Annotated in this window: 18 protein-coding genes; 7 read left to right on the top strand and 11 right to left on the bottom strand. The window is 52.5% G+C overall.

The genetic code is table 11. The features are described 5' to 3' along the window. Positions 1 to 35: 35 nt before the first annotated feature. The 5 genes from P771_RS0104980 to P771_RS0104955 all read right to left on the bottom strand — a co-directional run bounded on the left by P771_RS0104980 (position 36) and on the right by P771_RS0104955 (position 8406). The gene (locus P771_RS0104980) at positions 36 to 830 is read right to left on the bottom strand and encodes a universal stress protein (RefSeq protein ID WP_028574273.1); all 795 of its coding nucleotides are present in this window, start codon (positions 828 to 830) and stop codon (positions 36 to 38) included. A gap of 401 nt (positions 831 to 1231) precedes the next feature. Next, positions 1232 to 3601, bottom strand: a complete 2370-nt coding sequence (locus tag P771_RS0104975) for an FAD-dependent oxidoreductase (protein ID WP_028574272.1) — start codon at positions 3599 to 3601, stop codon at positions 1232 to 1234. Positions 3602 to 3857: 256 nt separating this feature from the next. Further along, positions 3858 to 5495 carry a glutamate synthase-related protein gene (locus P771_RS0104965; RefSeq protein WP_028574271.1) on the bottom strand — a complete coding sequence of 546 codons (1638 nt, stop codon included), beginning with the start codon at positions 5493 to 5495 and terminating at the stop codon, positions 3858 to 3860. Continuing rightward, on the bottom strand, positions 5459 to 6589 hold the full coding sequence (locus P771_RS0104960) for a class II glutamine amidotransferase domain-containing protein (RefSeq protein ID WP_028574270.1): 1131 nt from the start codon (positions 6587 to 6589) through the stop codon (positions 5459 to 5461). Before P771_RS0104960 ends, P771_RS0104965 begins: the two co-directional genes overlap by 37 nt. A 167-nt stretch (positions 6590 to 6756) precedes the next feature. Next, positions 6757 to 8406, bottom strand: a complete 1650-nt coding sequence (locus P771_RS0104955) for an NAD+ synthase (RefSeq protein WP_028574269.1) — start codon at positions 8404 to 8406, stop codon at positions 6757 to 6759. 422 nt (positions 8407 to 8828) lie between these two features. Here P771_RS0104955 and carB point away from each other — a divergent pair, with 422 nt between their 5' ends. From carB to P771_RS0104910, 7 genes are all read left to right on the top strand, one after another. Then, positions 8829 to 12080, top strand: coding sequence for a carbamoyl-phosphate synthase large subunit (carB, locus tag P771_RS0104945; protein WP_028574268.1), 3252 nt, complete (start codon positions 8829 to 8831; stop codon positions 12078 to 12080). Continuing rightward, positions 12077 to 13462: an amidophosphoribosyltransferase gene (gene purF / locus P771_RS0104940; RefSeq protein ID WP_028574267.1), complete on the top strand. Its 1386-nt coding sequence runs from the start codon at positions 12077 to 12079 to the stop codon at positions 13460 to 13462. The genes carB and purF overlap by 4 nt, the downstream gene beginning before the upstream one ends. Position 13463: 1 nt before the next feature. After that, positions 13464 to 14462: a KpsF/GutQ family sugar-phosphate isomerase gene (locus P771_RS0104935; protein ID WP_028574266.1), complete on the top strand. Its 999-nt coding sequence runs from the start codon at positions 13464 to 13466 to the stop codon at positions 14460 to 14462. Positions 14463 to 15001: 539 nt separating this feature from the next. Beyond that, positions 15002 to 17350: a penicillin-binding protein 1A gene (locus P771_RS0104925; protein WP_028574265.1), complete on the top strand. Its 2349-nt coding sequence runs from the start codon at positions 15002 to 15004 to the stop codon at positions 17348 to 17350. Beyond that, complete coding sequence (locus P771_RS16515) at positions 17350 to 18339, top strand: hypothetical protein (protein ID WP_035243878.1); 990 nt, start codon at positions 17350 to 17352, stop codon at positions 18337 to 18339. Before P771_RS0104925 ends, P771_RS16515 begins: the two co-directional genes overlap by 1 nt. Further along, positions 18336 to 18536 (top strand): Trm112 family protein, encoded by a 201-nt coding sequence (locus P771_RS0104915; protein ID WP_028574264.1) that lies wholly within the window; start codon positions 18336 to 18338, stop codon positions 18534 to 18536. The genes P771_RS16515 and P771_RS0104915 overlap by 4 nt, the downstream gene beginning before the upstream one ends. Position 18537: 1 nt before the next feature. After that, positions 18538 to 19392, top strand: coding sequence for a TatD family hydrolase (locus P771_RS0104910; protein WP_028574263.1), 855 nt, complete (start codon positions 18538 to 18540; stop codon positions 19390 to 19392). Here P771_RS0104910 and P771_RS0104905 read toward each other — a convergent pair whose 3' ends face one another. The 6 genes from P771_RS0104905 to P771_RS0104880 form a co-directional block, all read right to left on the bottom strand. Continuing rightward, a complete protein-coding gene (locus P771_RS0104905) occupies positions 19393 to 20148 on the bottom strand; it encodes a cyclic nucleotide-binding domain-containing protein (protein ID WP_028574262.1) in 756 nt (251 codons plus the stop codon). Continuing rightward, positions 20148 to 20546 (bottom strand): hypothetical protein, encoded by a 399-nt coding sequence (locus P771_RS0104900; protein WP_028574261.1) that lies wholly within the window; start codon positions 20544 to 20546, stop codon positions 20148 to 20150. Before P771_RS0104900 ends, P771_RS0104905 begins: the two co-directional genes overlap by 1 nt. Before the next feature lie 47 nt (positions 20547 to 20593). Then, entirely contained in the window at positions 20594 to 20866 is a 273-nt protein-coding gene (locus P771_RS16510; protein ID WP_051617117.1) for a DUF4911 domain-containing protein, read from the bottom strand. After that, positions 20866 to 21933 (bottom strand): M24 family metallopeptidase, encoded by a 1068-nt coding sequence (locus tag P771_RS0104890; protein ID WP_028574260.1) that lies wholly within the window; start codon positions 21931 to 21933, stop codon positions 20866 to 20868. The genes P771_RS16510 and P771_RS0104890 overlap by 1 nt, the downstream gene beginning before the upstream one ends. Position 21934: 1 nt before the next feature. Further along, a complete protein-coding gene (gene era, locus P771_RS0104885) occupies positions 21935 to 22870 on the bottom strand; it encodes a GTPase Era (RefSeq protein ID WP_279614507.1) in 936 nt (311 codons plus the stop codon). A 69-nt stretch (positions 22871 to 22939) separates the two neighbouring features. Further along, positions 22940 to 24250, bottom strand: a complete 1311-nt coding sequence (locus tag P771_RS0104880; RefSeq protein WP_028574258.1) for a BPG-independent phosphoglycerate mutase family protein — start codon at positions 24248 to 24250, stop codon at positions 22940 to 22942. Between the last annotated feature and the right edge of the window lie 77 nt (positions 24251 to 24327).

Genomic DNA, 24327 nt, shown 5'->3' with positions numbered 1-24327 from the left:
CCTCTGCAGGCCATGGAGTCCGGTCAGCACCGGGATCATGGGATAAGCAGGACTGAACTTTTGACCCTGGACGCCACCCTGGAACTGGTCGAACCCAGGACATTGGACGGAAAAGGTTCATTAATCCGGCCAAGGACCACCAGATCGGCCTCGGTATCTTCAGCCACGTCAATAATATGCTTGGCCGGAGAACCAATCCTGGCATAATGCTTTATCTGCTTGAAATCATCTTTGTATTTCTCTTCCAGCTCTTCCAGTCTGGCTGCAACACTTTCCCGTCTGAGCTGCTCAGTATACGGGTCAGATGCCCGGTCGCCCACATGCAGGATAATCAGTTCTGGAACGTGCTCCCCAAGCATGGCCACAAAGGGTCTGGCCCTTTTGGCTGCCTCGCCGAAATCCGTGGCATAAATCACCCGGTCCACGTCTTCTGTCTTTTTCAAAATGGGGCGCTGTTTGTGGACAAAAACCGGAACCCTGGACAGCCGGACCACATCATCGGTCACACTGCCCATGAGTGTAGAAACAAGAATATTTTTCCTGCTGGCAGGCATATAGACCAGATCTGCCTGTTCATTGTCTGCTGCAGCTGCTATTTCCGAAGCCACACTGCCTGCTGCCAGCACTTGTTTGGCCTTGATGCCGATATTCTCAAGTTCCAGAACCAGATGCCTGAGTCTGGATTCTGCCTTGCCTTCCCCAAGACCAGGGTTGGTCACGTGAATCAGGATGATCTCTTCTCCTCCGAATCTGTCGATAAACGAAGACCTTATTTTTATTTCGGACATGGATTCACTCAGATCCACGGGCTGAAGAATTCGTTTAAACATTTATTTCCTTTCCCTGCGAATAATCCCTTAAGGTTCTGAGACATAATCTATGGAGTCACAGCCATTGATCCATCTACGCCAAGGTAGTCTGCTCATTCATTTTTTTGCGCTGAAATTCCACGGCAAAAAACGAAACCCATGTTACTTTATGGTCCATTGACGCAACCTGTGGATTTTCTGTTCATGAACAGGAAGTATAAAATTAACTGTAATTAATATATTTTCACAATCCACAGGCTACGTGAAGTGCCTATTATATTTTCCCGGCCTGTTTCCAGGAATATATTTCCTAGCCCATGAAATCCTGGATTGTCCACCATTTTTGATCAAACACAAAAAAAGCTCCACATTAAAAATGCAGAGCTTTTCAGTTTCTGGTCCAGGTCCAGATCTAAACAGGATCAGCCCACGGGAAAATTCTCCACCAGATCCCAGACCCCGCACGGGCAGCACTTGCCGCAGAAACCGCAGCCAATGCACCTGTCCGGGTCAACTGTTCTTTCAAACTTTTTGTTGTCCAGGGTCCGGCGGGATATGGCTCCGGCTGGGCAGATTGCCTCGCACAGGCCGCAGTCCATGCATGACCCGCAGGAGGAGCACTGGGTGCCGCAGACGCTCAAATCGTTATATTCCGTCACCCTGGGATCAAAATATTCCAGGGTCATCCGGGAATAGTCTATTCTCTCGGATGTCTCGCTGTAGTCAATGGAATAACGGTCAAGCCAGGTGTCCCTGTCTGCTGATGGTCTGCCCGAAGCCAGGGAATGAATCTCCAAAGCAGCCTTTCTGCCTGCACCAATGGCATCGGTGAGCAGACCCGGTTTGACTGCATCGCCCACAGCAAAAACTCTCGGATCTGAAGTCCGGTTGACCTCGTCCACCCTGATAAACCCGCGGTCAGTGGTGATATTATCCGGCAGAAATCCTAAATCAGGAGCATCGCCGATGGAGATAACCACTGTATCAGCCGGAATGATTTCACCCGTAGTCAGGACCACCCCGTCAGCAGTTATCTCTCTGGTAAAGCAGGGGTAGCGAAATTTTGCCCCGACCTTTTCCGCTTCCTCACGTTCCTTGCCAAATGAGGCTGGCTCCTGAATGTCTATCAGGGTGATCTCCCTGGCCCCCAGGCGATGGGCTTCAGTAGCCACGTCACAACCCACATTACCTGCACCTATGACCACCAGTCTTTTACCTGTTTTCTGCTGGTTCTGCTTGGCATTTTTCAAAAAAGTCAGGGCCGGAATCATCCTTTCTGATCCGGGAATGGGAATGGTTCTGGGCCTGTTGGCGCCTGTGGCAATGACTACATATTCAAAATCATTTTTCAGTCTTTCAAATTCTTTTCTGGAAAGATTTTCTTCCAGGTGGACATGGGAAAGGACCTTGCGCACCCGGTCAAGTTCAGCCCCCAGGACCTCCTGGGGGATACGGTGGTCAGGAATGGCTGTTGACATTTTTCCACCCAGGATCTTTTCCCGGTCGTAAATCACCGGATCATGCCCCATGAGCCTCAATTGCCAGGCCATGGAAATTCCGGCCGGGCCTCCGCCGATGACGGCAACCCTGACTCCACTTACGGGCGGAAGCTCAGGAGCCCTTGAATCCACCCCTTTTTTACCCAGGATGGTTATATCCACAGGCTTGAGACGGCCCAGGTTCTTGGTGCAGCCCTGCATGCACAGATTAGGACACAGATATCCGCAGATGGATGCTGGAAACGGAGTAAAAGCCAGGGCAACGTCAACAGCCTCATCCACTTTGCCTTCCCTGACCAGCCTCCAGCGCTCCTGGACCGGCATGCCTGTAGGACAGGCCGCCTGGCAGGGGGCCATGTATTTCTGATGTTCCCAGACCGGGACGTAACGCCTGAGATCACCGGTGGTGATCAGAGGAATCGGGCTTCGATCCAGGCTGGTCAGGTCTCCGATCAGCCCGCCCCTGCCCAGCTCGCTGTCCCAGACCTCATTCCTGAACTCCTTCATGGACCTGGTCCCGGGACCTGCCTTATCTGTAGGAGTACGAGCTATTATGCAGCCCCAGTCCTGTCTTCTGGACATTTTTTTGAGCAGTTTTCTCCGTTTGATCCTGCCCAGGAACAAGGCCAGATTTTCCTGGAGCCATTCCCAGTCCTGGTCGGAAACCGGCACCATTCTGGCATCTGCCTGGCTGAAGCCGTCAATGGGGCCGCGAAAAAAAATCTTTCCACCCACCATACCCACACACGGCCGGTATCCCAGTACATTGGATGGCTCTTGAGGCTCATGTCCACAGATCACGGCAATGCCTCCGGCCATGAATTCGGCAAAATAATCTCCGGCCGAACCCAGCACCCAAAGTTCCGGAGGATCAAACCTGGGATTGTACTTGGTCATGGTCATGCCTCTGGACCCGATGTTTCCGGCAACAAAGATCTTGCCCTGGGCCATGGCATTGCCCACCCCGTTGGATGCGTAACCATGAACAACAATTTCCGCCCCTGCGTTGAGCCAGCCGACATCGTCGGAAACCGGGCCGAAAACTTCAATGGACGTCCCGGGTGTACCCATAGCCCCGACCCGCTGTCCGGACGAACCTGTCACTATGAATTTGACCGGATTGTCCCCGGCCTGGAAAACCCTGCCTCCCAGCCCGTGCTGACCAAAGGCCTGGATCTCAACTTTTCTGACTCCGGACCTGACCGCTTCCTGGACACGTTCTTCCAGGATCCTGGAGGGCACCCGGCCTGACGGGCTTTTTCCCTGCAGGCTGATAGACTTGGTTCTGCTCATTTATTTACATCTCCAGAATTTGGTTCTTTGGTTCATGCCCAATAATCCCTTTATATTTTGCATTGCTTTCAGCATTACCTGAATCTGCATTTCACCTGTTCTGCTGGCTGAAAACCCGGCAGGCAGTGATTTCTCAGCCAGCAGCTGGACAGCCTGTTCCGGGTTCAATATCCACAGAAATCAATACCGGACCTCAGAATCACCCTGCCTGCAGAGCATATTTGTTACTATTACTAATGATCCTTTTATCTGCAGATTAAACCACATACTTTATCTGCAGCCTGTCTGCAGCAGCCCTGTCTGCAATGCCCAGAGCATCGGACATGCCAATGGGCAGGGATGTAGACCTTCCCAGGGGGGCAACTATTTTCTTCAGCTCAATGTCAAAACTGACATAAACATCAACCACCCGTTCAGCCACCTTTTCCGGATCCAGACGCCGGTAAAGGCGCGGATCCTGGGAGGTTATGCCCTTGGGACAACGGCCGATGTTACAGATATTGCACCGGTCACCCTCGGTTCCCAGGCATCCGGCAGCTGCCTGCATAATGTATTTTCCGATCTGGACGGCACTGGCTCCAAGCATGATCAATGCAGCGGCATTGGCAGCCAGGTTTCCGTTCTTGCCGGTTCCCCCTCCGGCAATGATGGGCAATTCATTCTGCATGCCCAGCTTGACCAGATTCAGGTAACAGTCCCTGACATTGGAGGCGATGGGATGGCCCATATGATTCATGGATACATTGTAGGCCGCCCCGGTTCCTCCGTCTTCACCGTCAATGGCCAGGCCTGCTGCATAAGGATTCCTGGTCAGGTTATTCAGCACAGCCAGGGAAGTGCTGGTGGCGGAAATCTTGGGATAGACCGGAACTCTGAACCCCCAGGCCATGGACATGGACTGGATCATTTTGGCCACTGCCTCTTCAATGGAGTACTTGGTCTGATGGGTGGGAGGACTGGGCAGGCTCACTCCAGGAGGAACTCCGCGAATGGCTGCAATGAGCTGGTTGACCTTATGCCATTGCAGCAGCCCGCCATCACCCGGCTTGGCTCCCTGGCCGTACTTGATCTCCACAGCGCATGGGTCTTCCTTCATTTCGGGAATAGCGTGAACAATCTCGTCCCAGCCGAAGTAACCGCTGGCTATCTGCAGAATCACATACTTGAGAAAACGGGAACGCAGAAGCCTCGGGGGACACCCGCCTTCACCAGTACACATCCGGACCGGCATTTTCAGCTCTTCATTCAGATATGCCACACCCATCTGCAGACCTTCCCACATGTTCGGAGAAAGGGCTCCAAAACTCATCCCTCCGATGAGCAGGGGATAGACCTCCCTGACCGGGGGCATCCACCCTTTTTCCTGCTGGGCCTTGATGGCCTTGGCCGGCGAAAGAATCCGGCCGATAAGGGTCTTCAGCTCAAACTCGTGCCTGCCTGCATCCAGGGCCGGATCTGTGAGCATGGATATCCGGATGAACTTGATCTGATCCAGAACGCTTTGCTGGTTGTTGCGACGGCCTCCTCTGGTCCTGGGCTGCCCCCCCCTGTCCCGATGAAACCTGAGCAGATCAGCTGTTTCAGATTTAACGGTCCTGATGGCATTGTTGGGACAGACCATATTGCACATGGAGCACCCAATGCAGGCATACCCGGGATCAGTGCGCTGCCGGATTCCATAATATATGTTGAATCCGGATGATGGCTTTTCCTGGAGTCCAAATGGCGGAGTTGCAATTTCCCGTTTCCGGAACACTCCCAGTTCTATGGCATTGACCGGACACACCGATGTACACCTGCCGCAAAGAGTGCAGGTATACCTGTCCCAATGGATCTGCCAGGGCAGATCCTGAACGCTTAATGTTGAAGGGGTAACGGCTGCGTTTGCCTGCATGTCCTTACCTCCTTGCAATCTGGTGAAACAATTACCGTATCAAGATGCATGGGCTGAAAATCCTTTGTTTTGTCCCGGTCAGGAACCACGGCATCAAGACCGCAGGCTTCCGAGGAAAAGGCAAACAGACCTGACCTGCCTCCCACTATTCCGGGCCTAAGTTTCTTGCGGTCCTGAACCATGAACATGGTCTTGTCCGGAAGACAGCCGATGACACAATTGGGGCCGTCAATGATCAGTCTCCGACAGGACTGTCTCAGTTTATGCAGAAAATCCCGGTCAGGATGAGCTGCCAGGTCCGACTCCTGTAACGGGGTGATGACATGTTTATAGGCCTCAATGCCCAGTCCCAGCTCCTTGAGAGTGAAATGCAGAATATGGGTGAACACCTCTGAGTCGGACTGATAGCCTTCGTACCCCACCACCCCCTGGCTGCTCAGATATTCCTTGATGGGGACAAAAGCCGTGTTTTCACCATTGGTCATGGTGGACACGCCCTGAATAAAGAAGGGATGGCAGGCATAAAGGTTGATCCCGTAGTTGGTATTCTGCCTGCCCTGAGCCAGGATTCGGCGGGCGTAAATCTCTTCTCGGTCCAGGCCGAGATAGGTTCCGATCTCCATGGGATCGCCCACCTCTTTGATCATGATCACATCCGGCCAGAAGCTGAAGACCACCATGTCTCCCTCGGCCTCGCCCATGTGCCGGAGCTTGAGCCTGATCCCGGTCAGTTTTTTTTCCTGGACCGACTGATCCAGGTATTGCCAGCTGGCCGGAGGTTCGTAAACCTGGACCAGATAAGTCTCCCTCCTGGGGGTTCCGGGGGGAGGATCATTTTTGGCATCCAGGGTGAGCATGTGTTTGGGGATAAAGCCCTGGCCCGACATGAATTCTTCAAGACGTCTGAGACCGTCTCTGGTAAAAATGCCGGAAAGGATGGGCAGGTCCTTGAATTTGCTGAACGGGCCGTCCAGGTCGCTCAGAAAGAGACCGATCCCTGAACCGTCATGACCCTCCTTCATCATATCCAGCGCTTCTATGGCCTTCATGGGTGACATGGGTTCGGTGCTGGTCAAAGAAAACAGTCGACACATGATTATTTGCCCTCTGTAAAGTTTTAATAGTGAAAATTTCTACTGATCTGTAACCAGGATCATCCTGTCAGGTCATGCTCTGGGCCCCTGGTTGACTCAGGCGCCCCCTGCCCGGAAATGAGCAGCATTTTAATGCTCAATGCCAGGCATAGCTCTTACAAAGAAAATCACTTTTTTGTAACAAACGAGCACCTGGCTGCCAGGGGCATCCGCCATCCCGTGCCAAATGCCGTGTCAGTAATCTTCAAGCCGGGAGGACACTGCCTGCGCTTGAATTCAGCCCTGGAAACCATTTTCAGAACCCGATCCACAAGTTCAGGTTCAAACCCTCTGGCCTGGATCTCCCGGACACCAAAAAAGTTCTGGATATGAAAATGCAGGATCTGGTCCAGAATTTCATAATCAGGCAGAGTATCCTGATCTTTCTGATTCGGCCGGAGCTCTGCCGACGGCGGTTTAGTCAGAATCTGCAAAGGTATCACAGGCCTCTTTCCAGTGTTGAGCCAGCGGGCTATGGCATAGACCAGGGTCTTGGGAACATCAGAAATGGGTGCCAGCCCACCGGCCATGTCCCCATATATGGTGCTGTATCCCACAGCCAGCTCGGACTTGTTTCCAGTAGCCAGGACCAGGGCTCCCAGTTTGTTGGACAGGGCCATGAGCAGATTCCCCCTGATTCTGGCCTGGATATTCTCCTCGGTCACATCCTTTTCCAGGCCTGCAAAACAAGGTGCCAAAGCCCTGTCATAGGACTCCATCAGTTCATGAATGGGGATGGTCCTGGTCTTGATGCCCAGATTCCCGGCCAGCTCCAGGGAGTCATCAATGCTGCCCCGGCTGGAATAGGGAGAAGGCATGAGCACTCCGGTCACCCTTTGGGGACCCAGGGCTCTGGCTGCTGCAGCAGCCACCAGGGCCGAGTCTATGCCCCCTGAAAGCCCCAGAACAACCTCCCTGAACCCGCACTTGCGCACATAATCCCCAAGACCCAGGACCAGGCCGTTCCAGGCTTCAGATTCCCGGCTGAGGTCATGGGTCCGAACCTGGTTGCTCCCCCTGTTTCTCAAGTCCACGATGACCATATCTTCTTTAAACTCTCTGCCAGATGCCAGGAGAGCCCCCTTTTCATCCACGGCCATGCTCCGACCGGCAAAGATCAGGTCGTCATTGCCCCCCACCTGGTTACAGAACAATACAGGCAGGCCATACTTGGCTGCCAGGGAAGCAAGCATGGCTGACCTGATCTTCTGCTTGCCCAGAGAAAATGGCGATGCAGACAGATTAACAATGATCTCTGCCCCTTTATCCACCAGCACTTCCACAGGATCCTGGCCATACCTGCGTACTTCCCAGAAATCCTTGTCATTCCAGATGTCCTCGCACACGCTCACCCCGATGGTACGGCCCTTGAATTCAAAGACCTCAGGCTCCTTAAAGGATCCAAAGTAGCGCTGTTCGTCAAAAACATCGTAATTCGGAAGCAGGGTCTTGCCAAAATACCTGACCGGCTTTCCATTCATTACCAGGCATGCCCCGTTGTGCAGCACACCACCCTTACCTGGGAAAGGAGTACCCACCAGAACAGGCCCCAGGTCTGCAACCCCTCCAGCCACCTCCTCCACAGCCTCCAGACATCCGGCAACAAAACTCTGGCTGAAAAGCAGGTCCCTGGGTGGATATCCGCAAACAGCCAGTTCCGGCGTGATGCAGATGTCCGCTCCCTGACCAAAAGCCCTTTCCGCAGCCTTGATAATCCGGTCTGAGTTGCCTTTGAGGTCGCAGATTGTAAAATTCAATTGCAAAAGTGCCAGACGCATAATAATCTCTTTAGCTTGGGCTGATCATTGATACAATATTGTAAAAAAACCTTCCGTTCCAAGGGCTGAAAATTACAATTTTGTTGCATAGTCAGCCCAAAACAGCCAGAAAGCAAAGCATGTCCCTTGAATGGCTAGCAGCCGAAAAAGAGTAATCCAAAATAGATACCTGGGCAATATGCATGTTTCGGGCTGCTGTCCAATCTTCTGCCATCCTCCAGGGCCTTGCCCAACTGGCTGAACATTATCAGAAAAACATCACCAGGCCTGCATGAACAGCCGAAATCCAGCCCTTTATTCATATTGACCTCATGAGCTATTACAAGTAAACAACTTAAATTTCACATCTGGACAATGCACTTTTTTTCCCAAGTGCAGACTTAAGATCCTGCAACTGAAAACCCCTAACACACCCAACTACTATGCCCAAAAGAGAAGACATTAAGAAAATCATGCTCATCGGCTCCGGACCCATTGTCATCGGCCAGGCCTGCGAATTCGATTACTCAGGCACCCAGGCCCTCAAGGCCCTGAAAGAAGAAGGCTATGAAGTGGTTTTGGTCAACTCCAATCCTGCCACCATCATGACTGACCCGGAACTGGCCGACAAAACCTATATTGAGCCCATTGAACCTGAAACAGTGGCCAAAATAATCGCCAGAGAAAGACCTGACGCTCTCCTGCCCACCCTGGGCGGACAGACCGGCCTTAATACGGCCGTGGCCCTGGCTGAAAACGGAACCCTTGATAAATACAATGTTGAGCTGATCGGTGCTTCACTGCCTGCTATTCAGAAGGCTGAGTCCAGACAGCAGTTTCGTCAGGCCATGGCCAATATCGGACTTAAAGTCCCTAAAAGCGAAATCGCCAGGAGCATGGACCAGGTCAGGGAACTGGGCAAATCCTTTCCCTTTCCCATTATTATCCGACCAGCCTACACCCTTGGAGGAACCGGGGGCGGAATCGCCTACAACATGGAAGATCTGGAAGAAATCTCTTCTCAGGGGCTGTCAGCCAGCCTGACCAGTGAAATCATGCTTGAAGAATCGGTCCTTGGCTGGAAGGAATTCGAACTGGAAGTCATGCGGGATAAAAACGACAACTGCGTAATAATCTGCCCCATAGAGAACCTTGACCCCATGGGCGTTCACACCGGCGACTCCATCACTGTGGCCCCGGCCCAGACCCTGACTGACCGGGAATATCAGCTCATGCGCAATGCTTCTCTGGACATCATGCGGGAAATCGGGGTTGAAACCGGAGGTTCCAATGTTCAGTTCGCCCTTAACCCTGAAAACGGCGAAATGGTGGTCATTGAAATGAACCCCAGAGTTTCCAGATCATCAGCCCTGGCCTCCAAAGCCACAGGCTTTCCCATTGCAAAGATTGCAGCCAAACTGGCCGTGGGCTACACTCTGGATGAAATACCCAATGACATTACCAGGGAAACCATGGCCTCCTTTGAGCCCACCATTGATTATTGCGTAGTCAAAATACCCCGATTCACCTTTGAAAAATTTTACGGTGCCAAAGACATCCTTGGCACTTCCATGAAGAGTGTCGGCGAAACCATGGCCATTGGCCGGACCTTTAAGGAAGCCATGCAAAAGGGCCTTAGATCCCTGGAAACCGGCAACCTGGGCCTGGCTTCCAGTTTCAACGAAGACCTGCCTCCGGCCGAGGACATCAGGGCAGCCCTGAGGGTGCCTAACTCCCAGCGCATCTATGCCTTGCGCCAGGCCATCCTGTCCGGCCTGACCAGTAATGAAATCTATGAACTTACCGCCATAGATCCATGGTTTATCCGTCAGTTCATTGAGCTGGTCTCCTTTGAAGGAAAACTTCTGGAGTTCAACTCCAGCCAATCCCTGAGCCCGGACAATCCTGAGCTGTCCGTCCTTTTGGCTGAAGCCAAAAAGCTTGGCTTTTCAGACAAACAACTGGCCCTGATATGGAATAAGACCGAGCAGGAAATCCGGGATACCCGGAAAAAAATGGGTATTGCCCCAACCTACTATCTTGTTGATACCTGTGCCGGCGAATTTGAGGCCTATACTCCTTATTTCTACTCCACATATGAATCAGGCAAGGAACTTATCCCGTCCAGGGCCAGAAAAGTAATGATCCTCGGCGGTGGCCCCAACCGCATCGGTCAGGGAATTGAGTTCGACTATTGCTGTGTTCATGCTGCATATTCCCTCAAGGAAATGGGAATCCAGTCCATCATGGTCAACTCCAATCCTGAAACCGTCAGTACGGACTACGACACCTCGGACTTCCTGTACTTTGAGCCCCTTACCTTTGAAGATGTCATGAACATCATTGATTTTGAAAGGCCGGACGGTGTCATAGTCCAGTTCGGCGGCCAGACCCCCCTGAATCTGGCTGTTCCCTTGATGAAGGCTGGAGTCCCCATTCTTGGCACTTCACCGGACAGCATTGACCGGGCCGAAGACAGGGAACGGTTTCAGGCTCTGATAAACAAGCTGGGGCTGCTGCAGCCGGCCAACGGCACGGCCAGGTCACTGGAAGGAGCCACAGCTGTGGCCGGGGAAATCGGCTATCCGGTGGTAGTAAGACCATCCTATGTCCTGGGAGGACGGGCCATGGAAATCGTCTACGACGAAGACCAGCTCCGGTCTTACTTCAAACAGACTGTACTGGCATCCCCAGACCATCCCATCCTCATCGACAAATTCCTGGAACACGCCATTGAGATCGACGTTGACGCCCTGAGTGACGGACAGGACACTTATGTCGCCGGGATAATGGAACATATTGAGGAAGCCGGGGTTCATTCGGGTGACTCAGCCTGTGTCCTGCCTCCCCACACCATTGACCAGGCCATTGTTGAAGAAATTAAAAGTCAGACTGAGCAGCTGGCCCGGGAACTCAATGTTGTGGGTCTGCTGAACATCCAATTCGCTGTCAAGGACGGTCAGGTCTATATTCTGGAAGTGAATCCCAGGGCATCCAGGACTTCACCCTTTGTGAGCAAGGCCACCGGAGTGCCCCTGGCCAAGCTGGCCACCAGGGTGATGATGGGTGAAAAAATCAGAAATCTTGACCCCTGGTCCATGGCCAAGACCGGCTACTATTCGGTCAAAGAGGCTGTCCTGCCCTTTAACCGGTATCCTGGGGTGGATGTGCTTCTGGGACCTGAAATGCGCTCCACCGGCGAAGTCATGGGCATCGACGACAACCTGGGGCTGGCATTTATGAAAAGCCAGATGGGGGCCGGGCAGATGCTGCCGGACAAGGGCTGCGTATTTATTTCAGTCAATGACTATGACAAGCCCCATTGTCTGAAGCCGGCAGAAACATTCATTGAACTCGGTTTCGACATCATTGCCACCAGGGGTACGGCCTCTTTTCTGGAGCAAAACGGGATCAAGGCCAGGGTGGTCAACAAGGTCTTTGAAGGCCGCCCCAATGTCCTGGATCAGATCAAGAACAAAGAAATCAACCTGGTCATCAACACCTCCTCAGGAAAAAGAACAGTCAGTGACTCATCCTCTCTGCGCCAGGCCGCTGTTCTGTATAGAATTCCTTACACAACAACCGTCTCAGCAGCCAAGGCCCTGGCCCTGGCCATCAAGGAAAAAACCAACCTTGGCCTGAAGGTCAAAAGTCTTCAGGAATATTACCTATCCAACCAGGCAGATAAAAAATGAAAAAAGAGTACTGCGGTCTATTCGGTATTTACGGTCACCCTGAAGCAGCCAGAATGGCCTACTTCGGCCTTTACGCTCTTCAGCACCGGGGACAGGAGAGCGCTGGAATCGTGACCTGGGATGGCCGGAAAATCAGGGAGCAGAAAGGAATGGGCCTGGTGGCCGATGTGTTCAGTGAACATCATCTGGGACATCAGCTCAAGGGCGACATTTCCATGGGGCACATCAGATATTCCACCACAGGAGCCTCACTGATCCGCAATGCCCAGCCGTTCCTGGTCCGGTTCAAGGACATGTCCATTGCCATCGGCCATAACGGTAATCTGGTCAACACGTATGAACTGCGCCGGGAGCTTGAAGAACAGGGGGCCATATTTCAGACCACCATGGACAGCGAAATAATTGTCCATCTTATTGCCAGACACATGAATGGCAACAGCTTTGAGGAGGCCCTGATCAAGGCCATGTCCAGAATCAAAGGGGCCTACAGTCTGCTCATACTGGCCAATGACAAGCTCATAGCCATCCGCGACCCCCACGGATTTCGCCCCCTGTCCATCGGCCGGGTTGGAGATTCCTATGTCTTTGCCTCGGAAACCTGTGCCTTTGACCTGCTGGAAGCTGAATTTTTACGATGTGTGGAACCGGGCGAAATGATCACCATCGACAAAGGCAAACTTTACAGTTCAAGATTTGCCGAACCCAGCCGGGTTTCTGCCTGCGCCTTTGAACTGATATATTTTGCCAGACCCGACTCCATGGTCTTCAACCAGGAAGTTTACCAGGCCAGAAAAAGGATGGGCATGGTCCTGGCCAGGGAAGCCCCAGTTGAAGCTGACTTTGTCATGCCCTTTCCAGACTCGGGCATGTATGCCGGTGTGGGATATGCCCAGGAGTCCGGACTGCCCTTTGAAATGGCCATGATCAGAAACCACTATGTCGGCCGGACCTTTATCCAGCCCACCCAGGACATGAGGGATTTTGGAGTCCGGGTTAAGCTCAACCCGGCCAAGAGCATGATCAGGAACCGCAGGCTGCTAATAGTGGAGGATTCCATTGTCCGTGGAACCACCATCAAAACCAGGGTCAAGAAACTCAGGGAGCTGGGGGCAAGAGAAATTCATATGCGGGTAAGCTGCCCGCCCATCAGATATCCTTGTTTTTACGGAATTGACTTTTCCTCCAAGGGTGAACTCATAGCAGCCAACCACAGCGTAGAGGATATTGCCAGGTATATCGGCCTGGATTCCCTGCATTATCTGTCCATTGAGGGCCTCATGGCCTCCATTGACAATGGCCAGGGCTTCTGTCTGGCCTGCTTTAACGAGGACTACCCGGTTCCCTACAGCCCCAACTGCAACAAACTCTGCTTTGAATGGTAAAATGACCAGATCTCGAGACAGCTGGCTGGAAGTGGCCCGAAGAGTCCTGGATATTGAAATTGAAGGGATCCAGGCTGTAAAGAATGACCTGGGACTGAGCTTTGATCTGGCTGTTGAGGCAATGGCCGGGTGCAAGGGGAGAATCGTCATAACCGGCATTGGAAAATCAGGCCTCATCAGCCGGAAAATTGCAGCCACCCTGAGCAGCACCGGCTCACCTGCATTTTTTCTGCATCCTGTGGAAGGCGCCCATGGCGACATGGGCATGCTGACCAGGGATGACCTGGTCCTGGCCATATCCAACAGTGGTGAAACTGACGAATTAAACGCCATAATCCCCAGCCTCAGTGCGCTGGGCCTGAAAATAATCGTTATGACCTCCAATCCTGACTCCACCATGGCCAAATTGTCAGACCTAGTCCTTAAGGTCAGGGTACCCCGGGAAGCCTGCACTCTGGGGCTTGCTCCCACCGCCAGTACCACAGCGGCCCTGGCTGTGGGCGATGCCCTGGCCGTCTGCCTCATGGAGTGCAAACATTTTAAGCAAAAGGACTTTAAAAAATACCATCCCGGGGGGGTCCTGGGCCAGAGGCTCAAAATGAACATCCTGGAACTGATGCATACCCGGCACCTGCCCTTGGCTGATGCTGGAGCAAGCCTTGAAAAGGCCCTGATCGTCCTCAACCAGGGAGGATTTGGAGTGGTGTTTCTGACAGATTCCAGTCGCAGGCTGGCTGGAATAATCACTGATGGCGACGTACGCAGGATGGTTTGCGGGAAAAAATTTGACCTTCAGGATCCGGCCAGGGACTACATGATTCCAAACCCGCTCAAGGTGAATCCAGGGGCCTCAGCCGGGGCGGTCCTGGATATTATGGAAGAGAATGCCGTGACTGTTCTGCCCATTATTGACGATTCCCAAAAAATCCTGGGGCTTATCCACCTGCATGACCTTTTGGGCAAAGGCAAATACAAGTTTTCCAACAATGCCGACCAGTGATGACTATATCTGCCTCCAATGCAGCAGGGTCAATCCCACCTGCTGCCGCCTGAGTCCGGGCATGGAAAAATTCTGTTTTCCCCTTTCAGGGTCTGATAAAACTCTGATAAGCAGTTATTTACAGTCAGATCACTTTAGTGTAGATGAAAAAAATAATCCGGATTTCATATCCAGAATGACCAGATTGATTCCGCTGTCCCGAAAAGAAGTTTACCAGGTCTTCGCCCTTGACAATTTTCACAGCCGACTCAAAACTAATACAGAGGGTTCCTGTGTGCTGCTGGGCAAAGACGGATGTGTACTTCCTGCAGAAATTCGGCCCGCCTATTGTCGGCTTTATCCGTTCTGGTTTCAGCATCAGAAGCTCACTTATATAAAAGATCGACTCTGTCTGGCCCAGGACAGGGAAAAGTCCGTTCAAGGACTGGTCAGGCTTTTTGGGGTGTCTCCTGAGAAGCTCCAGAAAACTTTCAACACATTGCTTGATGACCTAACATCAAAATAATGATCGATATCTCCCCTACCGGGATCCAGTTGCCATGAAATTCATAAAAATTCTTTCCATATTGCTGATCGTGATGGCCCTTGCCCTGACAGGTGCAGGCATAGGAATCTACAAATGGGCCTCTCAGGACCTGCCCGACTACAAAGACATTACTGATTACAATCCTCCTCTGGTCACCAAGGTTCTGACCAGAGACGGGGAAATCCTGGGACATTTCTTCAAAGAGAAACGGTTTCTCATATCCCTGGCTGAAATGTCTCCCTGGATTGTCAAATCCTTTCTGGCTGCAGAGGATGCCGGCTTTTACGAACATGAAGGTGTTGAATTCATGGGCATTGTCCGGGCAGCCATTCAAAATGTCAAAGCCGGAGAAATCGTCCAGGGAGGGAGCACCATCACCCAGCAGGTAATCAAGTCCCTTCTCCTTTCACCTGAACGCAGCTATACAAGAAAAATCAGGGAAGCCATCCTGGCTTACAGACTGGAAAAACACCTGACCAAAGACGAGATCCTGACCATCTATCTGAACCAGATATTTCTCGGTGCCGGAGCCTATGGAGTTGAAGCCGCAGCCAGGGATTACTTTGGCAAAAACGCCAGAGACCTGACCCTTGCCGAGTCAGCCCTTATTGCAGCCCTGCCCAAGGCCCCTTCCAGGCTCAACCCCTGGCGCAATCCCCAGGGTGCCAGGCACAGGCAGCTCTATGTCCTGTCCAGGCTGAGGGACCTGCAATGGATCTCTGAGGAGGAGTACCAGGAGGCTGCGGCCGAACCCCTTGACTATCAAAGGATGGCTGATCCCTCGTGGCAGATCGGACCATATTATCTTGAAGAGGTCAGACGGCAGCTGATCCGCATGTTCGGTGAGGAAAAGGTCTACCAGGGCGGGTTGATTGTATCCACCGGGGCTGACCTGAAACATCTTGAAGCGGCCCAGACAGCTCTCAGGCAGGGCCTCATTGAATCCTCCAAGAGAAGAGGCTGGCAGGGAGCCCTTGAAAACATTCCCCCTGAAAATCAGGAGGATTTTCTGCTGACCATGGTTGTTGACCCTGAAGAAATGGAGCCGGGCAAATGGCTCAGGGTCCTGGTCACTGATGTCCAGGAATCCGGAGCTAAAGTCCGGTTCGGCCCCTTCAGGGGAGAACTGAATGTTTCCACCATGTCCTGGGCCAGGACCCCTGACCCTTCCAGGGCTCCGGAAGAGGTCAGGCCGGTCAGGGATGCCCGCAGGATCTTGAGTTCAGGCGATGTTGTCTGGGCATCAGTGATTGAAAAAAAAGACCCTGAATCCAGCTGGGCCCTGGCTCTGGAGCAGGAACCCATTGTGGAAGGAGCCATTCTTTCAGCTGATCCCCAAACCGGGGAAGTCCTGGCCCTGGCCGGTGGCTACAGCTTTAACCGCAGCCACTTCAACCGGGCTACCCAGGCCAGACGTCAGCCTGGATCGGCTTTCAAGCCTTTTGTCTATTCCGTGGCCCTGGAAAACGGCTTCACTCCGGCCTCAATTGTTCTGGACGCACCCATTGTCTATGATGACTACCAGACCATGACCACCTGGAGGCCCAAAAATTTTGAGGGCATTTTCCACGGACCAACCCTGCTGCGCACTGCTCTGGTCAGATCAAGGAACCTGGTCACCATAAGGGTTGCCCAGCGCATCGGCATCGGCAACATGATCAACAGATTCAAGGACTTCGGCTTTCAGCAGGAATTTCCCAGGGATCTGTCCATAAGCCTGGGATCGGTCCCGGTCAGCCTCATGGATCTTTGCCAGTCTTATTCGGCTTTTGCCAGAGACGGTTCCTACATGCCCCTGCGCCTGATCAACAGGGTTTCTGACTCCTGGGGCAAGGAGCTGTACCTTAATGAAGACCAGCCTGTTCAGGCCACTTCCCCTGAAAATGCCTATATCATCACCAATATGCTCCAGGAAGTGGTCCGGGATGGAACCGGCTGGAGGGCCAGGGTGCTGAACCGGCCAGTAGCCGGTAAAACCGGAACCACCAATGATCAGAACGATGCCTGGTACATAGGTTACTCCCCGTACCTGATAACCGGAGTCTATGTCGGCTTTGATCAGCTGACTCCCATGGGTAAGTACGAAACCGGAGCCAGGGCAGCTTCACCCATCTGGGTCAATTACAGACAGCAGGTGGAGTCTGACTATCCTGTCCAGGACTTCACCAGGCCCCCTGGGATCACCATGGCCAGAATTGATCCGGTCACCGGTCTGCTGGCCCCTTCAAATGCATCTGACAGTTATTTTCTCCCTTTTGTCCAGGGCACAGAACCAACCCGCATGAGCGTCCGGGCCGATGAACAGACCGGTACCGGAGCTGATACCTCTTCAGAAGAAGACCTTCTCAGGCAGACCTTCTGATGCAGTCCAGACAGCCGGGTTTTCCGGGAGTAATCTTCTCCCTGGCCGTTGACTCATTCAAGGCCTGGTCCGAACTCTTGAAAATAATGATTCCCATCATTATTGCCGTCAAGATAATCGCCGAACTGGACTTGTTAAAGTACCTGGCCTCAGCCCTTGAACCCCTGATGCACCTGATGGGGCTGCCTGGCATTATGGGGCTGGTCTGGGCCACAGCCATGTTCAATAATATCTACAGTGCCATGATCGTATTCGTGTCCCTGCCGGAAAGTTTTGAACTCACCGTGGCTCAGGTGACTGTCCTGTCCACTGCCATCCTTATGGCCCATGCCCTGCCCATAGAACTCAGAATAGTCCAGAAAGCAGGGACCAGGCTCATCTTCCAGGGCCTTTTTCGGGTTGGCGCTGCCCTGATCCTGGGTATTCTCCTGAACCTGTTTTACGAGCTGGGTGGATGGCTTCAACACTCCAACACAGTTCTCTGGCGGCCTGACCCTCAACCTGATGGAGCCATATACTGGGTCCTTTCCCAGATCAGGAATCTGGGAATTATTTATCTGATCATCCTGGCCCTCATGACCTTGATCCGGTTCATGGACCACATCCGGGCCACTGAACTGTTTATCAGGATTATGGCCCCCATCTTCAGACTCCTGGGCATAGGCAGGGAAGCCACGTCCATCACCATTGTCGGGCTGACCATGGGCCTGGCTTACGGTGGTGCACTGATCATCAAGGAAGCCAGGTCCAACAAAATAAAAAAACAGGACATTTTTTTTTCCCTGAGCCTGATGGGCATTGCCCACAGCCTCATTGAAGATACCCTTTTGATGATGCTTCTGGGAGCCCATATTTCCGGAATCCTGTTTATCCGGCTTTTGTTTTCCATTTTTCTGATATTCATTATGGTCAAAATCTGGGCTGTGCTCCCGGAAAAATGCATTGACAAATACCTGTATCCAGTAAGTAAAGCCGAGGTGAAAACATGACTCTGAACCAAGAACTGCTAGATATCCTGGCCTGTCCCAAATGCAAGGGAGATCTTGATCTGGTGGGCAATAAAGACGGCCTTAAATGTGCCGGATGCGCTCTGGTCTACCCCATCAGGGAAGAGATCCCGGTCATGCTCATTGATGAAGCAATTCCGGTTCAGGACTGGGATAAGGGCGTGAGGGAAAAAAAATAGCATGGGACGAAAAAAGCCAAGGCCGTTGCCTGAAGACCTTGGCCTTCCCCTGGGCGGAGCTGACAGCCATGCCCACCTGAACATGGGAAATCTTTCCGGGAACCTGGACCGGGTCCTGACCAGAGCCCAGGACTGCGGGGTATCCCTGCTGGGAAATGTCTTCCTGGGCCCTGAAGCCTATGACCGGGAACATGGACTTTTTGGCAACTACTCCCAGGTGTTTTTCATCATCGGGGTCCATCCTCATGAGGCCAGGGAGTTCACGGCCAGGACTGGTCAGGAACTGAACCGGATTGCTGAAAATGATCCCCGGGTCAAGGCCGTGGGAGAGACAGGTCTGGATTTTTTTTACGACCACAGCCCCAGGTCCAGCCAGGAAAAGGCATTTAAGGCCCAGCTGGATCTGGCAAAGGAACTTGATCTGCCGGTGGTCATTCATTCCAGGGACGCATTTGAACAGACCATCAACATCCTGACCAGATCTGGATTCAAAGACAGACCTCTACTCTGGCATTGTTTCGGCCTTGGGCCGGAAGAGGCCAAAAAGATCCTGTCCTCTGGCTGGCACATCTCTGTGCCGGGAAGCGTAACTTTCAATAAAAGCCTTGCCCTGCAGCAGGCGGTCAAAATCATTCCTGAGGACAGGCTGCTCATTGAAACTGATTGTCCGTTCCTGACTCCTGAACCCTACAGGGGAAAAACCAACGAGCCTGCCCTGCTCGGCTTTACAGCCTTGAAGATCGCCCAGGTCAAAGGGATTGATGTGGATGAGGTATGGTTGAAATGCGGTGACAACTGTCGGAAATTCTTCAATGTGGACCAGCCTCAAAATACGGCTGGCCAGCCAGGCATCTGATCAGCCTTCCACAAAATCGCCCCTGTCCCCGGCCAGCTCTCTGGATGTCCTGGCCAGCCGTCCGGACAGGGCCGTAATGATCCTCATGGCCAGTTGGGGATACTGGGAAACAATGCTTTCCAGCTGCTCTCCGGGATGGACTTCCAGCACGGTCCTGCCCAGGGCCCTGACGCTGGCGGTCCTTTTTTCTCCCAGAATCCAGGCCATCTCCCCGAAGAACTCACCAGGGGCGTCCAGTCTGGCCAGTTCTCGTCCATCCTTTGAAACTTCAAGTCCGCCATCAGTGGAGACGATCCGGTAGATATCAGTGTCAATATTTCCTTCCCGGATTATCCACTGCCCCGGATCATAGGTCCGAATCTGGCCCAGAAAATGCTCTCTGGACAGGTCTGAATCTCTGCCCGCGGTCCAGAAAAAATCCAGCTGGTGGCCAAGGGAGTCCAGAATTCCCCTGACAGGTTCAGGAGCCAGCCCGAGCTGATCCAGGATCTGAGAGTAGTAATACCTGGAAGCCCGGACAGTGCCGACACACACCGCAGAATAGGTATAGCTCCGGGACCTGCAGAAAAGAGGCTCTGCCCCCACAACTGATCCTGGACCCAGCTGCAGGACTTTGTCCCTGTCCCTGAACAGATCTATCCGGCCGGAAAGAATCAGGTACAAGCAGTCCGCAAGCCTGTCCTGGACCAGAAGCTCTCTGCCTTCCTCCATAACAACTGTCGAGTCCAGGGGTGCCTGGAGCTGGTCAGGATTCATTACCTGAAACTAATTTCCTTGATATCCCTGGCCTGAAAGCTGATCCTTCCCCAGTCGGTCTGGCCAAGGAATCTGGTTTGGGGCTGAATAAAAAAATCCATCTGGTCGTCATTGACAAACTGGACCCTGGCCAGGACCTGTTCATCCTGGACATAAAAAAGGACTTTTTTGACCTTTCCAAAATCAATGTTTGCATCAGCACTTCCCACCTTGGCCGGAAGATAGGTTGACCCGTCCACAGACAGGTTCTGGACCTGATAACTATTGTCGGACCCGTCAATGACAGTGGCTCGGAAAAGTCTGTCCGTCTCGGACATGCCCGGACCGGTTCCACCGGTTCCAGCCATCCCCATGCATAAAAAGCCGAGCACCATTAAAAGAATCAGCTTCTTGATCATGTCTCTCTCTTAAAGGGTTAAATAGCCATTTGAATTACTAAAAAACTTCAGGCGGAAATAAAAGCCGACTGGCCCTCAGCCCCCTTGGAGCTGCCCTGAAAAACCACCTTTAAAATCATTTCCTTTTCAGCGCATTTCAAAAAGGATTCCAGCTCACCTTCAAATCCATAACCGAAAACCACCTGGACCACTGCTTTATATTTATCAATAACAGTAAGGTATGCCAGATTATCCCAGGACTCAAGCAAAAACTTGAATAAAGCTATGTCCCTCCTGCTGATCTGGACATAAATTCTTTGCGAAAAAACCTGCTGACCCATCAAAGAATCTCTGCACCGTCACTGGTAATCAGGACCATATACTCCCAGCGCACCCCTCCCCACTCAGGATAATACAGACCTGGCTCCACTGTAATGACCATTCCGGGGCTGAATTCCAGATCAGCATTGGGACCTATGCCGGGAGGCTCATGGGTTTCCAGACCGATCCCGTGTCCCAGGGCATGGGTGAAATGATCATGCACCCCCTTTTTCTCAAAAAAGGACCGAACCAGATTGTAGGCCTCTCTGACCGGCATCCCAGGCTCAATATTGTCAATGGCCAGGGTTTGAGCTTCCAGGACCAGCTCCCTGGTCTTAATGAACTCCGGTCCGGGATGATCGCCTATCCAGAAAGTCCTGGTCTGGTCAGAACAATAATCATTGAGTCGACAGCCCATGTCCAGAAGCAGGACATCATTATTCCGGATGGGAACATCCAGAGGGATGGCGTGGGGCAGGGCAGCTCTGGGGCCGGAGGCAGCAATGGTGGGAAAGCTCAGGCCAGAGGCACCATTCTCCCTGAACATCCGCTCAACCTCCCAGGCCACCTGGATTTCGGTCATGCCCGGCTCCAGTTTTTTTTCAATCAGGCTGAAAACCTTATGGTTCAAGCTGCACGACTGACGCATCAGCTCAATTTCCTGAGCATCCTTGATCAGACGCAGGTCCTCCATCAGCCCCTTGCACGGCCTGAGTCTGAATTTCTTTTTCAGACTTTCAAAAAAATCATAAGCCATCCACTGGGGCTCAAAAGCCAGGTCCTGGACACCGCATTCGATTAAATATTCATTTATCCGGTCAAACTTGCTGCCAGAATATACAAAGATGTCTTCAGCAGAAAAAAACTCTTTTCCTGCTTCCAGATAGCGCGGGTCAGTCATCAGCACTGTCCTGTCCAGGGACACAAGAAGGCATCCGGCACTTTCATTGCACTGGGGATCAAACAGCTCGAACCCGCTCAGGTAGAACCTGTTGGCCGGGCTCTGAACCAGAAAAAAATCAATGCCCTGGTCCTGCATCTTTGCCCTTAATTTTTGCATCCGGCTAAGGTATTGATGATCCATCATTCTACCCCAGTCCCAGAGATGAAAGAATACCCTGGTTTTCAGTCCACCCGGGCCTGACCTTGACCCAGGTTTCCAGAAAGACTTTCTTGCCGGTCAGAGATTCTATCTCCTTTCGTGCCTCAATGCCCACCTCCTTCAGGATCCGGCCCTTTTTCCCGATGACAATGGACTTGTGGGTATTTTTGAGGACATAGACCAGGGCTCCTATTCTGATCAAATTTTCCTCTTCATCCCAGGATTCTATTTCAACTGCCAGTCCATATGGTACCTCCTGTCTGGTATGCATGAAGAGTTTTTCCCTTACTACCTCTGCCACCATGAACCGCATGGGCAGGGTGGAAATCTGATCCTCGGGATAAAGGGCCTCTCCCCAGGGCAGCAGGTTGACTGCCCTGTCCAGGAGAAAGGGGCATCCTTCTCCTGTCAGGGCAGAAACAGGCATAATTTCCCTTTCCGGAAAAAGTCCGGCCAGCTCTTCCATAACCGGGAGCATGTTTTTCTTGTCCCGGATCCTGTCCACCTTGTTGGCGGCAATAAGTACACTGGAAAAATTACCGATCCTGTCCCTGATAAGGGCCAGTTCCTTATGAAGAAGACCGGGCCTGCCTGCATACCGACTGGCGTCAACCAGGAGGATCACTACATCAGCCGACATCAGGCCTTCCATGGCCGCCCTGTTCAAAAGATCATTCATTCTTCCTCCAGCCCTGTTGATTCCGGGAGTATCCAGAAAAACAACCTGAAAATGATCTCCGGTCAGAATCCCGGTGATCCGATTACGGGTTGTCTGGGGTCTGGGTGTGACAATGGCCACCTTCTCCCCGACCAGGGTGTTCATCAGGGTCGACTTGCCTGCATTAGGCAGGCCCACAAGGGCCATGGTGCCGAACCTGAACCGGGCCCAGCCATCAGTTTCAATATCTCTGGTTGATTCCAACTAATATTCTCCATTCTATGTTTTAAGACTCCCCTTTGGCCAGTGCAGGGCCTGCGGGTAGAGACCAGTTCAATCCAGCCTGAAGGGTTCAGCGTTTCCTGGCCAGTACGGCTGATCATGGGGGGTGTCCATCAGTCCGGCCAGCTTGCCCTTATCAAGGCAGTTCAAAACCATGTACATGAATTCAGCTCCCCGGACAAAGCCCAGGCATCCTCCAGCCACAGAAACTTCATCAAATTTCCGGACCCTGTCAATCCTGACCCCCCTGCCTCTGATGGTCAATGGGACCGGTTCCCCTGAGTGGACCATTGACCCTTTGCTGGGAGTGGAATGGTCCGCAGTTACAGCCAAGACAATATTTTCATCTTGCAAAAGACCGGGAAGGGCTCGCCCGAGCCCCCTGTCCAGCTGCTCAATAACCTTTTTCTTAAGCAGGGGATCTTTTTGATGACCTGCCTGGTCCGGGGCTTTGGAATGAATATGCATGAAGTCGTAATCCTTCAAGGCATCTCTGGCCATAATGACTCTGTCCATTATTTCCCTGCCCGGATCATCCAGATCCGGGGCAATCAAGACATCCATTCCCAGATACCTGCAAAGACCTGCATAAACTACTCCTGAAGAAATAGAGGCTCCTCTGAGGCCGAACTTTTCCCTGAACAAAGGCACTTTCTTCAACCTGCCGGCCCGCTGGATGACCAGACAGTTCAAGGGCAGCATCCCCTGTTCCAGTCTTTTCCTGTTGAACCCGGCCTGATCAAGCTTCCTGAAAACCCAGGAAAGATACTTCTGGACCACCCTGGCCGTATTCAGACACTCCGGATCAGCTGCGTGACTTGCCCACGGCTTGACCATGGTCATGAACTCATGATCCAAAATAGGATTGCAGTCGGTAATGTACGGCGCAACCTTTCCCCGCAGGATCAGTACTCCGAAAAGTCCTTTGACCGGAAAAAGTTCAACCTTTATTCCCTGAGACTCAAACCGGCTGACCAGGTCATAGGCCCTGGCAATATCAGACGGGCTGGATTCAACCTTATCCCGAACAAGTCTTAAAAGGCCCCTTTCTTCTCGGGCACTGGCAAAGTGAGCCAGAACCGCCACATCATCCTTTCCCAGTTTTATGCCCGCCCCCAGAGCTTCCAGGGGTCCTCGACCAGGAAAATCTGATCCATCATAACCAAACATGGCAAAATGTGCGTTTTCACTGGGCAGGGCCTGTCCCTGCAATGATGCGTGAAAAAGACCGTTGCTCCCTTCTGCGGCCAGACTGTCCAGAAAGGGCGTATGAGCGGCCTGGAGCGGGGTCATGTTATCCAGCTCATGATAAGAGCGATCTCCAAGGCCATCTAAGAGAATCAAGACGAATTTCCCAGACATTGGCTCTACCTGTAAACTCCTTTATCCACTGTTTGATCCAAAACCAGATGCAGACTGAACCGTCCTTTTCAGCCAGG

Source organism: Desulfonatronovibrio hydrogenovorans DSM 9292, from assembly GCF_000686525.1.
GTDB lineage: Bacteria > Desulfobacterota > Desulfovibrionia > Desulfovibrionales > Desulfonatronovibrionaceae > Desulfonatronovibrio > Desulfonatronovibrio hydrogenovorans.
The sequence above is the reverse complement of the archived record's forward strand: the minus strand, read 5'-3'. Positions and strand labels throughout refer to the sequence as shown.

Excerpts from the sequence above, each read along its gene's own strand:
- P771_RS0104980 (WP_028574273.1), bottom strand. The coding sequence starts at position 830 with ATGTTTAAACGAATTCTTCAGCCCGTGGATCTGAGTGAATCCATGTCC.
- P771_RS0104975 (WP_028574272.1), bottom strand. The coding sequence starts at position 3,601 with ATGAGCAGAACCAAGTCTATCAGCCTGCAGGGAAAAAGCCCGTCAGGC.
- P771_RS0104965 (WP_028574271.1), bottom strand. The coding sequence starts at position 5,495 with ATGCAGGCAAACGCAGCCGTTACCCCTTCAACATTAAGCGTTCAGGAT.
- P771_RS0104960 (WP_028574270.1), bottom strand. The coding sequence starts at position 6,589 with ATGTGTCGACTGTTTTCTTTGACCAGCACCGAACCCATGTCACCCATG.
- P771_RS0104955 (WP_028574269.1), bottom strand. The coding sequence starts at position 8,406 with ATGCGTCTGGCACTTTTGCAATTGAATTTTACAATCTGCGACCTCAAA.
- carB (WP_028574268.1), top strand. The coding sequence starts at position 8,829 with ATGCCCAAAAGAGAAGACATTAAGAAAATCATGCTCATCGGCTCCGGA.
- purF (WP_028574267.1), top strand. The coding sequence starts at position 12,077 with ATGAAAAAAGAGTACTGCGGTCTATTCGGTATTTACGGTCACCCTGAA.
- P771_RS0104935 (WP_028574266.1), top strand. The coding sequence starts at position 13,464 with ATGACCAGATCTCGAGACAGCTGGCTGGAAGTGGCCCGAAGAGTCCTG.
- P771_RS0104925 (WP_028574265.1), top strand. The coding sequence starts at position 15,002 with ATGAAATTCATAAAAATTCTTTCCATATTGCTGATCGTGATGGCCCTT.
- P771_RS16515 (WP_035243878.1), top strand. The coding sequence starts at position 17,350 with ATGCAGTCCAGACAGCCGGGTTTTCCGGGAGTAATCTTCTCCCTGGCC.
- P771_RS0104915 (WP_028574264.1), top strand. The coding sequence starts at position 18,336 with ATGACTCTGAACCAAGAACTGCTAGATATCCTGGCCTGTCCCAAATGC.
- P771_RS0104910 (WP_028574263.1), top strand. The coding sequence starts at position 18,538 with ATGGGACGAAAAAAGCCAAGGCCGTTGCCTGAAGACCTTGGCCTTCCC.
- P771_RS0104905 (WP_028574262.1), bottom strand. The coding sequence starts at position 20,148 with ATGAATCCTGACCAGCTCCAGGCACCCCTGGACTCGACAGTTGTTATG.
- P771_RS0104900 (WP_028574261.1), bottom strand. The coding sequence starts at position 20,546 with ATGATCAAGAAGCTGATTCTTTTAATGGTGCTCGGCTTTTTATGCATG.
- P771_RS16510 (WP_051617117.1), bottom strand. The coding sequence starts at position 20,866 with ATGGGTCAGCAGGTTTTTTCGCAAAGAATTTATGTCCAGATCAGCAGG.
- P771_RS0104890 (WP_028574260.1), bottom strand. The coding sequence starts at position 21,933 with ATGATGGATCATCAATACCTTAGCCGGATGCAAAAATTAAGGGCAAAG.
- P771_RS0104880 (WP_028574258.1), bottom strand. The coding sequence starts at position 24,250 with ATGTCTGGGAAATTCGTCTTGATTCTCTTAGATGGCCTTGGAGATCGC.